At 70.4% G+C, this 14683-nt stretch carries 19 protein-coding genes; 11 read left to right on the top strand and 8 right to left on the bottom strand.

Going from position 1 to position 14683, the window contains the following annotated elements; all coding sequences use genetic code 11:
- The coding region (locus ACFU99_RS11890; protein ID WP_384389486.1) for a PmbA/TldA family metallopeptidase at positions 1-420 on the bottom strand (420 nt) is incomplete at its 3' end.
- 79 nt (positions 421-499) lie between these two features.
- Positions 500-2017, bottom strand: a complete 1518-nt coding sequence (locus ACFU99_RS11885; RefSeq protein ID WP_384389489.1) for a TldD/PmbA family protein — start codon at positions 2015-2017, stop codon at positions 500-502.
- Between the two features lie 286 nt (positions 2018-2303).
- On the opposite strand from ACFU99_RS11885, the gene ACFU99_RS11880 reads away from it, so the two are divergent.
- Both ACFU99_RS11880 and ACFU99_RS11875 read left to right on the top strand, forming a co-directional pair.
- The gene (locus ACFU99_RS11880; protein ID WP_384389483.1) at positions 2304-3242 is read left to right on the top strand and encodes an AraC family transcriptional regulator ligand-binding domain-containing protein; all 939 of its coding nucleotides are present in this window, start codon (positions 2304-2306) and stop codon (positions 3240-3242) included.
- A gap of 65 nt (positions 3243-3307) precedes the next feature.
- Positions 3308-4480 (top strand): alpha/beta hydrolase family protein, encoded by a 1173-nt coding sequence (locus ACFU99_RS11875; protein WP_384389480.1) that lies wholly within the window; start codon positions 3308-3310, stop codon positions 4478-4480.
- A gap of 104 nt (positions 4481-4584) precedes the next feature.
- On the opposite strand, the gene ACFU99_RS11870 is transcribed toward ACFU99_RS11875, so the two are convergent.
- Genes ACFU99_RS11870 through ACFU99_RS11855 form a run of 4 tightly spaced genes read right to left on the bottom strand, consistent with a single transcriptional unit; the run spans position 4585 to position 6177 of the window.
- Positions 4585-4809 (bottom strand): DUF397 domain-containing protein, encoded by a 225-nt coding sequence (locus ACFU99_RS11870; protein WP_384389478.1) that lies wholly within the window; start codon positions 4807-4809, stop codon positions 4585-4587.
- 29 nt (positions 4810-4838) lie between these two features.
- Positions 4839-5063, bottom strand: coding sequence for a DUF397 domain-containing protein (locus tag ACFU99_RS11865; RefSeq protein ID WP_384389475.1), 225 nt, complete (start codon positions 5061-5063; stop codon positions 4839-4841).
- A gap of 29 nt (positions 5064-5092) precedes the next feature.
- A complete protein-coding gene (locus ACFU99_RS11860; protein ID WP_384389472.1) occupies positions 5093-5314 on the bottom strand; it encodes a DUF397 domain-containing protein in 222 nt (73 codons plus the stop codon).
- Positions 5311-6177, bottom strand: a complete 867-nt coding sequence (locus ACFU99_RS11855; protein WP_384389470.1) for a helix-turn-helix domain-containing protein — start codon at positions 6175-6177, stop codon at positions 5311-5313. Before ACFU99_RS11855 ends, ACFU99_RS11860 begins: the two co-directional genes overlap by 4 nt.
- 200 nt (positions 6178-6377) lie before the next feature.
- Here ACFU99_RS11855 and ACFU99_RS11850 point away from each other — a divergent pair, with 200 nt between their 5' ends.
- Entirely contained in the window at positions 6378-6854 is a 477-nt protein-coding gene (locus ACFU99_RS11850; RefSeq protein WP_384389468.1) for an ATP-binding protein, read from the top strand.
- 122 nt (positions 6855-6976) lie between these two features.
- A complete protein-coding gene (locus ACFU99_RS11845) occupies positions 6977-7273 on the top strand; it encodes a hypothetical protein (protein WP_384389465.1) in 297 nt (98 codons plus the stop codon).
- A gap of 79 nt (positions 7274-7352) precedes the next feature.
- Here the strand turns inward: ACFU99_RS11845 and ACFU99_RS11840 are convergent, their stop codons facing one another.
- Positions 7353-7652 carry a hypothetical protein gene (locus ACFU99_RS11840; protein ID WP_384389462.1) on the bottom strand — a complete coding sequence of 100 codons (300 nt, stop codon included), beginning with the start codon at positions 7650-7652 and terminating at the stop codon, positions 7353-7355.
- Positions 7653-8221: 569 nt separating this feature from the next.
- On the opposite strand from ACFU99_RS11840, the gene ACFU99_RS11835 reads away from it, so the two are divergent.
- The 3 genes from ACFU99_RS11835 (at position 8222) to fabI (ending at position 10922) form a co-directional block, all read left to right on the top strand.
- Positions 8222-9121, top strand: coding sequence for a helix-turn-helix transcriptional regulator (locus ACFU99_RS11835; RefSeq protein ID WP_384389460.1), 900 nt, complete (start codon positions 8222-8224; stop codon positions 9119-9121).
- 320 nt (positions 9122-9441) lie between these two features.
- Positions 9442-10146 carry a 3-oxoacyl-[acyl-carrier-protein] reductase gene (gene fabG / locus ACFU99_RS11830; RefSeq protein ID WP_363230246.1) on the top strand — a complete coding sequence of 235 codons (705 nt, stop codon included), beginning with the start codon at positions 9442-9444 and terminating at the stop codon, positions 10144-10146.
- Between the two features lie 5 nt (positions 10147-10151).
- A complete protein-coding gene (gene fabI / locus ACFU99_RS11825; protein WP_384389458.1) occupies positions 10152-10922 on the top strand; it encodes an enoyl-ACP reductase FabI in 771 nt (256 codons plus the stop codon).
- A gap of 109 nt (positions 10923-11031) precedes the next feature.
- Here fabI and ACFU99_RS11820 read toward each other — a convergent pair whose 3' ends face one another.
- Positions 11032-11715, bottom strand: a complete 684-nt coding sequence (locus tag ACFU99_RS11820; RefSeq protein ID WP_384389456.1) for a FadR/GntR family transcriptional regulator — start codon at positions 11713-11715, stop codon at positions 11032-11034.
- A gap of 92 nt (positions 11716-11807) precedes the next feature.
- Between ACFU99_RS11820 and ACFU99_RS11815 the strand changes: the two genes are divergently transcribed.
- From ACFU99_RS11815 to ACFU99_RS11800, 4 genes are all read left to right on the top strand, one after another.
- Positions 11808-13184: a CynX/NimT family MFS transporter gene (locus ACFU99_RS11815; RefSeq protein WP_384389452.1), complete on the top strand. Its 1377-nt coding sequence runs from the start codon at positions 11808-11810 to the stop codon at positions 13182-13184.
- Between the two features lie 167 nt (positions 13185-13351).
- Complete coding sequence (locus ACFU99_RS11810) at positions 13352-13468, top strand: SGM_5486 family transporter-associated protein (RefSeq protein ID WP_384389449.1); 117 nt, start codon at positions 13352-13354, stop codon at positions 13466-13468.
- Positions 13469-13682: 214 nt separating this feature from the next.
- Positions 13683-13892, top strand: a complete 210-nt coding sequence (locus tag ACFU99_RS11805) for a hypothetical protein (RefSeq protein ID WP_384389447.1) — start codon at positions 13683-13685, stop codon at positions 13890-13892.
- A gap of 181 nt (positions 13893-14073) precedes the next feature.
- Positions 14074-14625 (top strand): SixA phosphatase family protein, encoded by a 552-nt coding sequence (locus tag ACFU99_RS11800; RefSeq protein WP_384389445.1) that lies wholly within the window; start codon positions 14074-14076, stop codon positions 14623-14625.
- Positions 14626-14683: the final 58 nt, after the last annotated feature.

Genomic DNA, 14683 nt, shown 5'->3' with positions numbered 1-14683 from the left:
GGCCCGCGCGAAGGACTCGCCGAGCGCCGGGGCGAAGTCCGCGAAGACCTCGGAGGAGGTCTCGGCGGGCGCGTCGGCGAAGTCGGGGGAGCGCTCCGCGCCCGCCACCAGCGGCCGGGCGTCCTCGGCCGGCCCGCCGGCCCGCGCGGCCTCCTCGGCGGCCCGCACCAGCGGCTCCAGTTCCTCGGCCGTGACGGCCGAGCGGGAGACGACGCCGCAGGTGGTCCCCTGCGCCCCGTCGACCGTCGCGACGACGGTCAGCGAACGGCCGCGGGTGACGCCGTTGGTGGTCAGCGCGTTTCCGGCCCAGCGGAGGTTGGCGGTGGAGCGCTCCTCGGCGATGACCACGCAGCCGTCCGCGCGGGACAGCTCCAGGGTCCGTTCGACGATCTCGTGGGGCTTGCTGCTGCGCGGGCTCATCGGCCGGCCTCCTGGGCGGGGTGGTGGCGGTGCTGCTGTCCGAGGGCTGCGGGGCGTACGGCTCGGGGGCGGCGCGGGCTCATCGGCCGGCCTCCTGCGTGGTGTTGAGGATGTTGACGCCCTCGAAGAGTGCCGAGGGGCAGCCGTGCGAGACCGCCGCGATCTGGCCCGGCTGCGCCTTGCCGCAGTTGAACGCCCCGCCCAGCACGTACGTCTGCGGGCCGCCGACGGCCGCCATCGAGCCCCAGAAGTCGGGCGTCGACGCCTGGTAGGCGACATCGCGCAGCTGTCCGGCGAGCCGCCCGTTCTCGATGCGGAAGAAGCGCTGCCCGGTGAACTGGAAGTTGAAGCGCTGCATATCGATGGACCAGGACCGGTCGCCCACCACGTAGATGCCGCGCTCGACGCCGGAGATCAGCTCCTCGGTGGACGGCCCTTGCGGGGCGGGCCGCAGCGAGACGTTCGCCATCCGCTGTACGGGCACATGGCCGGGGGAGTCCGCGTACGCGCACCCGTTGGACCGCTCGTACCCGGTCAGTTTCGCGATCCGCCGGTCCAGCTGGTAGCCGACCAGGGTGCCGTCCTTGACCAGGTCCCAGGACTGGCCGGCCACGCCCTCGTCGTCGTAGCCGATGGTGGCCAGCCCGTGCTCGACCGTGCGGTCGCCGGTCACGTTCATGATCTGGGAGCCGTACGTGAGCTTGCCGAGCTGGTCGAAGGTGGCGAAGGACGTCCCCGCGTACGCCGCCTCGTAACCGAGCGCCCGGTCCAGCTCGGTGGCGTGGCCGATGGACTCGTGGATCGTGAGCCACAGGTTGGACGGGTCCACCACCAGGTCGTACGCGCCGGGCTCGACGCTCGGGGCGCGCATCTTCTCCGCGAGCAGCTCCGGCATGCGGGCCAGCTCGGCGTCCCAGTCGTACCGGCCGTCCGTCAGGTACTCCCAGCCGCGTCCGACCGGCGGGGCGATCGTCCGCATCGAGTCGAACTCGCCGCTCGCCGGGTCCACCGCGACCGCCGTGAGCTCCGGGTGCAGCCGGACCCGCTGCTGGGTCGTCACGGTGCCGGCCGTATCGGCATAGAACTTGTTCTCGTGAACGGTCATCAGCGCCGCGTCCGCGTGCGTCACCCCGTCCGCGCGCAGCAGCCGGGCGCTCCAGTCGGCCAGCAGCTCCGTCTTCTCGGCGTCCGGCACGGTGAACGGATCGATCTCGTACGAGGAGACCCAGGTCCGCTCCGCGTGCACCGGCTCCGCCGCCAGCTCCACCCGCTCGTCGGAACCGGCCGCCGCGATCACCCGCGCCGACAGCTTGGCCATCGCCACGGCCTGCGCGGCCACGCGCGCCGCCGCGTCCATGGTCAGATCCACGCCGGACGCGAACCCCCACGTCCCGCCGTGCACCACGCGCACCGCGTACCCCAGATCAGTGGTGTCCGAGGCCCCCGCGGGCCGCGCGTCCCGCAATCGCCACGACGCGCTGCGCACCCGCTCGAAACGGAAGTCGGCGTGATCGGCCCCCAGCGCCCGCGCGCGGGCCAGCGCCGCGTCGGCCAGCGGGCGCAGCGGCAGCGCGAGAAACGACGCGTCGATGTCGATGGAGTGAGGCGAAGCAGCAGACACGGCATCCTCCGGTATCGGTTCCTCCGCATCATGCCGGTCGGCTGCGCCGTTGCCCAGCGCCGTTGCCCAGCGCCTTTGTCGGCGGCCGGGCTTGGCCGTGGTCTTGTCAGGGCGGATCGCACGGCGTGTAGCGTCGGAGGAAGAATGGAGAGACGCAGTGAGTGATCCGAGGAACTCTCCCCGTGACGGCGGCTCGCTTTCATCGAGCTTGGGCTCTATTTCGGTGGCCGGGCCCCGCGTCCTTCTGGATCTGTTGTCCGGAATGGGAGTCGACAGCGGCCGACTGGCCCGTGCGACCGGTCTCGACACGGAGCGGCTCACCGATCCGGCCGGCTGGGTGGAGGGCCGGCTCGGCATGGATCTGCTGGACCGTGCCGCCGACACGGTGGACGACCCGCTGTTCGGCGCGCGCTTCGGCCGTGACCACCAGCCCGGCAGGCAGGGTCTGTTCGACTATCTGTTCCTTACGGCGGACTCACTGGAGGCGGCCTTCGACACGGCGATCCGCTACATCTCGGTAGCCACCACCGGTGGTGCGTACGGGTGGGCCGAAGGCGACGGCGGGCCCGTCGTCAAACGGACACTGCCGGGCGGACCCCATTTCCCGCACGCGGAGTCCTACGTACTGAACTGGCACCTGACCATGGCCCGGCACGCCACCGGAAGCCCGATCCGCCCCGCCCACATCGGTCTCGTGCAGCCGGCGCCGAGGCGGCACCACGCGCTCACCGAGATCCTGGGGGCGGACGACGTCGACTTCGGGTGCCCGGCGACCACGATCACGCTGACGCGCCGGGACCTCGACCTGCCGCTGCTCGGAGCGGACCCCCTGCTCGCCGCGATGCTGCGCAGCCATGCGGACGGGCGCCGGCTGCCCGCGGAGTCCTGGCCCGACCGGGTACGGGCCTTCCTGGCCGACGGTTTCGCCGACCGCCCGGTCACGCTCGACGCCGCCGCCCGGCACCTGGCGATCAGCTCCCGCATGCTCCAACAGCACCTGCGCGAAGCCGGAACCAGCTGGCGGGCCGAGGTCGAGGCGGCCCGCGACAGCCGGGCGGTCGATCTGCTGCGCAACACCCCGCTGCCGGTCAGGGCCATCGCGACCCGGCTCGGCTACTCCGACGACCGGGCGTTCCGCCGGGCTTTCCACCGGCGTCACGGTTGCGGTCCCGACGCTTACCGGCGTGGCACGCGCGCGTAAACGGTCCGCGGGCCCGCGTATTCGGTCCTCCCGCCGCTGTTCGTACCGCTTTTAGCGTGGCGTGCATGAGCAATGAGCCGATTGAGCCGATTCAGCGCAGCAGCAGTGCCATCAGGTACCGATTCGACGACCGCGACATGGATTTCGTGTTCCAGATGTCCGTGGCCGCCGCCAAGACCGGTGGCCCGGACGCTGGCGAACTGTATGCCGTCGCCTCCCGGATCGAGGACGGCGATACGGAGAGCTGGGTGAAGGAATTCGCGGCCTACGGCGACGCGCAGCGCGCCCTGGCAGCGGACTGGGAGGCGCGGGGGCGGCGGCGCAGCGCCGGCGAGGTCCTGATGAAGGCGTACTACGCCTACCGGCAGGCGTGGCAGTTCGCCGCCGGGGACGCTGCCGCGTTCGAGTCCCTGATCGGTGAGTTCGAGAGCGCGTTCGCCGACGCCACGAGGCTGATGGAACTGCCCCTGACGTACCTGGAGGTGCCGTTCGGCTCCGCGTCGCTCCCCGGGCTGCGCCTGGACGCCGGCCCCGGGGCCCCGACGCTGCTGCTGCACGGCGGCCTCGACACCTGCCGGGAGGACGTGTTCCACCTCATCGGCCTGAACGCGTGGCGGCGCGGCTACACCGTGGTGATGGTGGACCTGCCAGGCCAGGGCACCACTCCGCTGCGCGGGCTGCACCTGATGAGCGAGACGGAACGCCCCATCGGAGCGGTCATCGACCACCTCGTCGACGCCTACGGAACGGACCCCGCGCGGCTGGCCCTCATGGGCATGAGCGCCGGCGGCTACATGGTCAGCCGCGCCGTGATGACCGAACGCCGCGTCGCCGCCTGCGTCGCCACCACCCCGATCTCCGACGGCGGCGGCCTCCTTCCCGTCGAGTCACTCGAAGCCATGGCCTCCGGCGGTGGCGGGGTACGGGCCGGCTTCCTCATGTACCTGTGGCGCTCCGGCCTGACCACGGCGGCGGAACTGGCCCAACTCTTCGCCACCTTCCGGGCCGACCCGTCCCAGGTCGACTGCGCCTTCCTGTCCCTCGCGGGCAGCGGCGAGGGCCTCGGCTTCCTGGACCAGGCCCGCCGCTGGCACGAGGGGCTCCCCGCCCAGAACAAGACCCTGCTCGAACTCGACGCTTCTACTGGCGCGGACGCCCACTGCCAGGCCAACAACCCCACGCGGCTGGCCCAGGAAGTCTGCGACTGGCTGGACGACTTCTTCGACCGGCGCGGCTGAAAACTGGGCGCTGTTCGCGGCACTGCGCGAGCGTGGGTCCATGATCACGGCCGCCGTATCCACGGGGTGCGGGTGCGGCGGCCGTTGGCGGTCGTGTCGTGGGTTCAGAGTTCTCCGGATATGACGCCTTGGCGGAAGGCGGTCCATTCGGGGGCGTTGAACCGTAGGGGCTCGCGGCTGGTGTCTTTGGAGTCGCGTATGGCGACTGCCCCGCCGGGCAGGTCGGTGATTTCGACGCAGTTGTTTTCCGGACCGCTGGCGGAGGACTTGCGCCAGGCGGCGCTGGAAAGGTCGTAGGCGTAGGGCTCCGGCTCGCGATCTCCGGTCACTTGCCGCCTCCCCTTCTGATCTTCGGGGTTCAGAGTTCTCCGGATATGACGCCTTGGCGGAAGGCGGTCCACTCGGAGGCGTTGAACCGTAGGGGCTCGCTGCTGGTGTCTTTGGAGTCGCGTATGGCGACTGCCCCGCCGGGCAGGTCGGCGATCTCGACGCAGTTGTTTTGCGGACCGCTGGCGGAGGACTTGCGCCAGGTAGCCGCCGAGAGGTCGAAGGCGTACAGCTCCGCCTTGTGATCGTCGTTCACTTGTGACTTCCCCCCTTCATACCTTGGGGTCAAAACTCCTCGGATATGATGCTCTGGCGGAAGGCGGCCCACTCTGAGGCGTTGAAGCGCAGGGGCTCGCGGTTGGTGTTCTTGGAGTCGCGTACGGCGACTCCGCCGCCGGGCAGGTCGGTGATTTCGACGCAGTTGTGCTCCGCCCCGCTGGCGGAGGACTTGCGCCATTCGGCGTTGGAGAGGTCGTGGGCGTAGAGCTCCGGCTTTCGGTTGATCACTTTCTGTGGCCTTCTTCCATCTCGGTGATCCGCGCGAGCGAGTCCTCCACCGGTAGGGCTGTTGCACGGATGCGCTCGAACGCCTTGGCGAAGGGAGCGGCGTCATCGCCCTCAACGTACGTCGCGCCGCTGAGGTTCTCCAAGAGCACGACGTCCGGCGTCGGGCGAGCGAAGGTGGCGAGGCTGAACCCGCCCAGCACTCCGGGGTGGACGGTTGCGTCCAAGGGCAGCAACTGCACGGTCACATTTGGCATTTCCGCTGCGTCCAGCAACTTGCGGAGCTGTTCCCGCATGGTCGCGGGGCGAACGGCGAAGCGCTGGCGCAGGGCGGCTTCATGGATGATGGCCCAGAGTTCCAGCGGGTTACTGGGGCGAGTGAGGACGGATTGCCGTGCCAACCGGACTTCCGCGAGGGCGGCGACTTCTTCCGGAGTGCGAGACAGCGTGATGCCTGTGATGGCTTCCCGTGCGTACGCAGCGCTCTGGAGCAGTCCGGGAATGAGAAGAGGCGACCATTCGCAGATCTGCTCGGCGTCGGATTCCAGCGACATGTAGTCCGCGTACGACGCTGAAACGAGGCCGCTGTACGTCTGCCACCACCCCTTCTTGCCCGCATCCTTGGCCAGGTTCTCCAGGGCTGTGTGCACTTCCGCATCGTTGATCCCGTATGCCTTCAGCAGGCCTGCCACATCACTCGGGCGAATGGTCTGCGCCGCGTTCTCGATCTTCGACATCTTCGGGCCGTTCCAGCCCATCGCGGCCGCTGCCTCTTCGAGCGTCAGCCCGGCGGCGTTGCGTAGGCGCTTGAGGGTCGTTCCGAGGCGGCGCCGTCGGACAGTCGGAACCACTGGGGAGTTGGGCATGGCCGGAGTCTCGCACCTTGAACTGGTGGAATGCGAGCCGTTGTTGGCGATTCATCACCCGTTCGGGTTGAAAACTTGCGACCACGTTCGCCGGGCGTCACTATCGAGGGCGTCGCCACTCGTGGTCGTCGATTGAACGCGTGGCGTTACGGAGTTGATCCCCTCGCAGTCCGCCGCAGGCAGGAGGTGCCATGTACGTCATGGCCCGGAACGAAGCCGCACCCCTCACCCCCGCCACCCCCGGTTTCTACCTACGCCCCCGCCCCCGAGGGTTCGCCGTCCACCTCAACGCGACCCCGCAACACCTTCGTGACGTACGCGCGTTGACCGCGAAGGTGCTCACCGCCGCCGGGATCGACGCCGACACCGTCGAATCCGCGCAGCTCGTCGTGTCGGAACTGGTCGGCAACGCCGTCCGCGCCTTCGGCGACTGGGTCCCGCTCGTCGTGGAGGTGCGCGCCGTCCCCTTCGGCGTGAGCGTCAACGTGCACGACCCGGACCCGCGTCGCCTGCCGCGCAGACGCGGCGTGGCGTTGGACGACGCCGAGGCGGAGTCGGGGCGCGGGCTGTCGATTCTCGACCTGCTGGCTCCGGGGTGGCGGGTCGCGCATTCGCCGATCGGCAAACAGGTGCGCTGCCGCCTGGCGCGCGCCGACTGCGAAGCCGCTCGGGCCTGATGCGGGCCACTTCGCCGCCGCGCGGCCCCGGTGGGTCGTTCGACGGCCCGCCGAACCGGGCCGCTCGCCGGGCCGACCTGCGGCCTGTCCCCCTGGTTCGAGCCGCGCCCTCGCCGGCCGTCATGGTGGCTGCTGCCGTCGCCGCGGGCGTCCTGTGCGCGGTGGCGATACCGCTCGCGTGCCTCGCGGACCTGCTGTTGGCCGCAGCCCAGGGCATCCGCCTCGGCTGTGCCCGGAGGCCGCGGCCTCACCCCATGGACCGCCTCCGGGCCCTCGAAGCCGCCGGTCTGATGCCGCCCACCCGGCAGCCGCCCCCGCCGCTCGCCTCCCTGTTGGATGGGGCGCTGCCGCCCGGCCTGCTCTCTCTGCCGCTCTGCCCGCCGCGCAGGTCGTCCCCCGGGGCGCTGCCGTCCGGCTGACGTGCTCGGCGGTGAGCGGATTCCTCGTGCCGGACCAGGGCGATGAGCATGCTCGCGTCGCAGTCGAAGGCCGGTGAGGTCACGTCGTGTCTCGGGCCTCGGCGGCGAGTGCCTCGGCGATCCCGGCCCGAGCCGCTGACAACTCGGCCTCATCGGCCTCCGGGCCGATGCCCTCGGGGGCCGGCAGGGCCTCCGTGGCGCTGATCGCGGCGTCCGCTTCCGCGAAACGGCGGGCGACGACCGCGCCCTCCGCCATCTGGCGCAGTGCGGTGGCGCTCACGTACGAGGGCACGTCGAGTCCCATGGCGGCGGCGTGCCCCTTCGCCGATGTGCGGACGGCCGGTGCCGTGTTGAGGCCGGAGCGCTCCGTGGCAGTCATGCGATCGAACGTAGCGCGTCGTGTCACGTGACCGTCGAAGTCTGATCGGGTGATGTCGCTCAGTGCTGAGGCTGGGACCGGGGCTCGATTTATGCCTATTGACGTGCGGTTTAGTCGCTTGTCATACCCCAGGGGTATGGTCTTCCGTCACGGGCGGTTGACGGGCAACTGGCCTTTTGGGCGCGCTGGTTGGGGAGGCCGCTTGTGGTCGGACGGGAACTGAACGCTTCTGATCACCCGGACAAGGATGTCCGCAAGGTTCTCAGGCAGCTCGCAGATCAGGGGTGGACGATTCGCAAGGGTGGTCACTGGGGCACGCTCTTCTGTCCATGCGAGGACACCTGTACCGAGCAACCCGTCGGCGGCACCCCCCGGAATCCGACCGCGACGGCTCGTCGCCTGGAGAGGCTGGCCAGGCGGTGCCCGCTCCCGGCGGACGACCCGCGCCGACCCGCTCGTACGCCTGTTGTCGATTGACAACAGACGGCTTCGTCGGCGACGCTGAACTTAAGGCTTCAAGCGTCGATCGAGTGTCAGGGACCGTGTTGCACGAAGGGGGACTGCTGGTCGTGGAGTACGAATTCATCTTCGTCGTCGAAGGCGTCACTGTGGACGACACCTCCGCACTCGATGTCGTCTTCGACGTCTTCGACGGACTACTGACCCGTCACCGAAACCTTCACCTGCTGTCAGTGTCCGGTCCCGGCGTGGACGCTGTGGATGCGGCACACCGCCTCATCGCAAGCCTGCGTAAGCACCTCCCGCAACTGCGTGTTCTGCGGCTCGACCCCGACCTCGTCGGAGTCGCCGAGATCGCGGACCGTGCCGGGCGCAGCAGGCAGAACGTACAGCAGTGGGTGCAAGGCACACGCCAGGCCGAGCGAGGCGCTTTTCCCGACCCCGAGGGGACGGTCGGCCGGTCGCTGGTGTGGCGCTGGGCAGAGGTCAACGATTGGTTGGCGGGGATCGGTGCGGATGATGGCACCAAGGCACCACTGCGCAATGAGGCGCTGCTGATCGATTTCATGCTGCCGCAGTGGCAGCATGCTCTCGATGCCGGACTGCCCCTATTGAAGATCCTTCAAGCCCAAGACGACCGTGTGGCAGACCGCACGGCTGTGATGGAGCTATTGGACGGCGCTCTGAAGGTTCCTGCGGTAATGGAGACGATCGCCGCGTTGCCCCGGGGGGAGCAGCATCGCCTCACTATCGTCTGCGCCGTCCTGCTGGACCCTCTCGCATCCGTTCTGGAGCAACTGGGCCCGGACGATGTCTCGGCTCTTGTCGCTGTTCAGGGCACAGAGGGCGATCTGAATCTGGTGGGCGTCTCGGTCCAGTCGCTGCCCGGCACGAAGCCGATCACGGCTCTCGGTCTGACGGATGAGGCCACTGTCGGAGACCTGGTCCTTCTCACGACCAATGGCACGGTTGACCATACGACACCCCTTTCTTTGACCTGGTGCCACTGATCGGCAGCCGCGCCCGTCACTCCCTTCGAAAGTCAGGATCAGGGCTGCCCACGAGGCGGCCCTGATCCTTTTTCGCTCAGCGGATCTTGAGGCAGGACACGCGTCGCCCTTCCCGCGTCCGCATCACGTCGCGAGCTGTGGGACGGCGAACATGGCCCGTCGGCCCCGCGACGCCTCCCGCCCACGGCCGTCGTTCGAGCCCCCTTCTGTAGAGACCCGACAGGGACCGCCACTCGCCCCTGTCGAAGCTCGATTCTCTTTTCGGTGACGCGGACCTATACGTTCGGTGTATCCAGCACCACCTACGAAAGGGTGATCCGTTGAGCCGCTCGGTTCTCGTCACCGGAGGCAACCGGGGCATCGGCCTCGCCATCGCCCGGTCCTTCGCCGACGCAGGCGACAAGGTCGCCATCACCTACCGCTCCGGTGAGCCGCCGGCCGGGTTCCTGGCCGTGAAGTGCGACATCACGGACCCCGAGCAGGTCGAGCAGGCGTACAAGGAGATCGAGGAGAAGCAGGGCGCGGTCGAGGTGCTGGTGGCGAACGCCGGCGTCACCCGCGACCAGCTGCTGCTGCGGATGTCCGAGGACGACTTCGCGTCGGTCGTCGAGACCAACCTCACCGGCACCTTCCGGGTGGTCAAGCGCGCCTCGAAGGCCATGCTGCGCGCCCGCAAGGGCCGGGTCGTGCTCATCTCCTCCGTCGTCGGGCTGATGGGCTCCGCCGGGCAGGCGAACTACGCCGCCTCCAAGGCCGGGCTCGTCGGCTTCGCCCGCTCCCTCGCCCGTGAGCTGGGCTCCCGGAACATCACCGTCAACGTCGTCGCCCCCGGCTTCGTCGACACCGACATGACGCGCGTCCTCACCGACGAGCAGCGCAAGGGCATCGTCGGGCAGGTCCCGCTGGGCCGTTACGCCGATCCGGCCGAGGTCGCCTCCTCGGTCCGCTTCCTCGCCTCGGACGAGGCCGCATACATCACTGGAGCCGTCATTCCTGTCGACGGCGGATTGGGCATGGGTCACTGATCAGCATGAGCGGAATCCTCGCAGGCAAGCGCATTCTGGTGACGGGCGTCCTCACGGAGTCCTCGATCGCCTTCCAGGCCGCCAAGGTCGCCCAGAACGAGGGCGCCGAGGTCATCCTCACGGGCTTCGGCCGGCTCTCCCTCGTCGAGCGCATCGCCAAGCGGCTGCCCAAGCCGGCCCCGGTCATCGAGCTGGACGTCACCAACCAGGAGCACCTCGACGGGCTGGCCGACAAGGTCCGCGAGCTCCAGGGCGACGGCGCGGGCCTCGACGGCATCGTGCACTCCATCGCCTTCGGCCCGCAGGGCGCCTTCAACTTCCTGGAGGCGAGCTGGGAGGACGTCTCGACCGCCGTGCACGTCTCGGCGTACTCGCTGAAGTCCCTGACCACGGCCTGCCTGCCGCTCATGGAGCACGGCGGCTCGGTCGTCGGCCTCACCTTCGACGCACAGTTCGCCTGGCCGAAGTACGACTGGATGGGCGTCGCCAAGGCGGCCCTGGAGTCCACCAACCGCTACCTCGCGCGGGACCTGGGCGCCAAGAACGTCCGCTGCAACCTGATCTCGGCCGGCCCCATCAAGTCGATGGCCGCCAAGTCCATCCCCGGCTTCGAGGAGCTCGCGGACGTCTGGAACCACCGCGCGCCCATCGGCTGGGACCTCGCCGACCCGGAGCCCGCCGGCCGCGGCGTCGTCGGTCTGCTCTCCGACTTCTTCCCGCGCACCACGGGCGAGATCGTCCACGTGGACGGCGGCGTGCACATGATGGGGGCCTGAGCCCGGCCCCAGAGCCTCCGTACGTACGGACGTACGCGACCGACGCCCCGGAACCCGCAGCGCGCGGGGGCCGGGGCGTCGCCCGTCCGGGCCCTGTGGCCAGCTGTGGTCAGCTCCGCGTGCGGCGCCCCGGACGGCAGTCGTAGTTGTGCCGCGCCGCCTCGGTCTCCGCCTTCTCGCTGTCGCCCTCGCGGATCGCGGCGACCAGCCGGGAGTGGTCCATCCACGCCTCCGACCGCAGCTCCGCGCCGAGCCCCGCGCGCAGGAAGCCGCGCACCACCCCGCCGAGGTCCGCGTACACCTCGCTCATGACCTCGTTGTGCGCGGCGGCCACGACGGCCGCGTGCAGGGTCGCGTCCGCCTCCACGAACAGTTCCGCGTCCCCCGACTCCCACGCCCGTTCGCGCCGGTCGAGCAGTGCCTCCAGCTGCCGCACATCCGCGTCGGTGCGCCGCAGGGCCGCCAGCGCGGCGGCCCTCGTCTCCAGCGCGCCGCGCAACTCCGCGACCTGCTCCGGATCGGAGTCCGCGAACCGTCGGTGCATCACCCCGGCCAGTTCGCTGGTGGCGACGACGTACGTGCCCGAGCCCTGCCGGATGTCCAGCAGGCCGTTGTGCGCGAGCGCGCGCACCGCCTCCCGCACGGTGTTACGGGCCACACCGAGCTGTTCGACCAGCGCGGGCTCGGTCGGGATGCGGGAGCCGACGGGCCACTCGCCGGAGGTGATCTGGGTCCGGAGCTCGGCGATCACCTGGTCGACGAGGGCGGAGCGCCGGGGAGAGGTCAGTGGCATGAGGCTCGGCTCCTGAACGTGAACGGTGGAGGTGATCCACTTCATCATGAAAAGCTGGACAGCTAATCATCCCATGATTCTATGATGGGCCCATGGCAGATGACGAGGTTATGACGAGCAAGCCCGGCGGGGCGGACCGCAGCCACGAGACCCACAAGACCCCTGGGGTACCGAAGGCGCCTGAGATACCCAAGGCGTCCGAGATGCCTGACCTCCCGGACTCCCGCGGCGCCGGCTCGCGATGGCTGCGCCCCCTGGTGATCACCGGCCTCGTCCTCGCCGCCCTCAACCTCCGCCCCGCCGTCACCAGCCTCAGCCCCCTCCTCAAGGAGGTGCGTACGGGCCTCGGCATGAGCGGCGGCGTCGCCGGACTGCTCACCTCCGTGCCCGCCCTGTGCTTCGCGCTCTTCGGCTTCGCCGCGCCCCGGCTCGCACGCCGATGGGGGCCCGGCACGGTCGTCTGCGCGGGCATGGCCGCCGTCGCCGCGGGCCTGATCCTGCGGCCGTTCGCCGGCGGCACGCCCGTCTTCCTGACCGCGAGCGCCCTCGCGCTGGCCGGCATCGCCGTCTCCAACGTCCTGATGCCGGTGATCGTCAAGCGCTACTTCCCCGACCGGGTCGGCCCGATGACCGGCGTCTACTCCATGGCGCTGGCCGCGGGCACCGCGCTGGCGGCCGCCGCGACCGTGCCCATGACACAGGCGCTCGGCGGCAGTTGGCGCGTCGGACTCGGCATGTGGGCCGTCCTCGCCGTCCTCGCCGTGCTGCCCTGGACGGCCATCGCCCGTGACGGCAGGCGCCGGAACGCCGCCGAGGCCGCCACTGGTACCGCAACTGGGACTGCCGCGGGCGGCCCGGCCGCGGGCGCCGCGCGGGACGAGGCGGCCCGCGCCCCCATCACCCGCTCCGCCACCGCCTGGGCGATGGCAATCTTCTTCGGCCTCCAGGCCACCGGCGCGTACATCACCATGGGCTGGATGCCGCAGATCTTCCGCGACGCGGGGATGTCCGCCTCCACCTCGGGCGTGCTGCTGGCCGTGATCATGCTGGTGAGCGTGCCGCTCTCCTTCGTGCTGCCGCGTATCGCCGCCCGGCTGCGCAGGCAGAGCCCGCTCGCGGTGCTCCTCGGCCTCTTCGGCCTCACCGGCTACGCCGGGCTCTACCTCGCCCCGGCCGCCGGAGCCTGGGCCTGGGCGCTGCTGATCGGCCTCTCCAACTGCGCCTTCCCGCTGGCCCTGACGATGATCGGGATGCGGGCGCGGAGCGGCGCGGGCGTGATCCGGCTCTCCGCCTTCGCCCAGAGCACCGGCTATCTGATCGCCATCCCCGGCCCGCTGCTCGTCGGCGTGCTCTACCAGCACAGCGGCGGCTGGGGGCAGCCGATCGCGCTCATGGCGGCGCTGATGGTGCCTCAGATCTTCGCGGGGATACTGGCGGGCCGCGACCGCGTCATCGAGGACGAGGTCTGACGGGCGGGCAGGCCGAGCGGCGGGCGTATGGGTGAGCGTACGGGCGGGGGCGGGCGGCGGTCCGACGGGCGGCGGGGCGAGGGGCAGGTCTACGGGCAGAACCGGCGGTTCCGCGCCGGCGCCGGACCCCGCGGCGCGACCGCCGGGCGGGGTGCGAGACTTGGACCATGCCCGTGCTCGATGAGAACCCCAAAAACGGCCAGAAGACCCTGCTGACCATCCTCGGCGTGATGCTCGTCATCACCGTGATCATCGGGATCATCGCCTCCATCGCGGCCCCCTGACCGTCCCGGCCGACCGCCCCGCCGACTGATCCGCCGACCGATCTGCTGACCCCCGCCGGCGCCCCGGTGGTAGGGCTAGCCCCACCACCCTTAGGGGTGCTGGGTCAGGGGGAAGTGGGTGGGTCGCCGGATGGGATGGACGGTCCCCGCTCCATAGGTTTGATGTACACCGCGAACCGGCGGTGCCCGATCGAACCGCTCGGAGGCGATCCCCGTGTCCGCCGACACGCACCCGTACGTCCCTGCTCCCCGTACCGCGCAGACGCGGCTGCCCTGGTGGGCCCTGGTGCTGCCCGCGGTGGCCTTCGTCGTCCTGTTCGCCCTGACGGTCTCGCCGGCCGCCGCGGACTCGGTGAGCTCCGACTCCGCCTCGCACGCGCTGGACGTGCTCCGGCACGTGCTCGGCGGCCTGCTGTCGTTCTGACCGTACGGCCGGCCGCCGGCGTCCTGACGGGTACGAGCTGCCGGGTCCTGACGGTACGAGCCGCCGGGTCCTGACCGTATGGGACGCGGGGTCCTGACCGTACGGGCCGTGGCGTCCGCCATGGTGAACAAGGCTTTCAACACCCCGCGCCTCACGGACGGTTTCATGCGAAGCTGGACGTATGAGCGCCGCCGCATCTTCCCGGGGTACGACCCCCCAAGCCACGGAATCCCGCAGGATCGTCATTCTCCGGCACGCCAAGGCCGACTGGCCCGACGTGGACGACCACGAACGTCCGCTCGCGGAGCGCGGCCGCAAGGACGCCCCGATCGCCGGACGCCGCCTCGCCGACGCGGGCATCGTCCCCGACCTGGCCCTCTGCTCGACCGCGGCCCGTACCCGCGAGACCTGGAAGCTCGCGGTCCACGAGCTGCCGCAGCGCCCGAGGACCGTCTATGAGGACCGGCTGTACGAGGCCAGTCTCGGCGAGCTGATCGCCGTACTCAACGAGACGCCCGACGACGTGCGCGATCTGCTGCTCGTCGGTCACAACCCCGGCATGCACGCCCTGGCCGACGCCCTCGCGGGCGAGTCCGAGGGCGACCTGCTGCCCCGTATGAACCGCTCCGGCTTCCCGACCGCCTCCATCGCGGTGATCGCCTTCGACGGCTCCTGGAAGGGCGTCGAGCACGGCGTCGGCCGCCTCGTCGAATTCTGGGCCCCGCACGAGTAGCCGCCCGCCGGCTCGTCGTCAGCGCACAGAGCCCCGGAGCCGTGACGGCTCCGGGGCC

The organism is Streptomyces sp. NPDC057654 (assembly GCF_042800135.1).
Lineage (GTDB): Bacteria > Actinomycetota > Actinomycetes > Streptomycetales > Streptomycetaceae > Streptomyces.
This window is presented reverse-complemented; position numbering and strand designations above follow the sequence as displayed.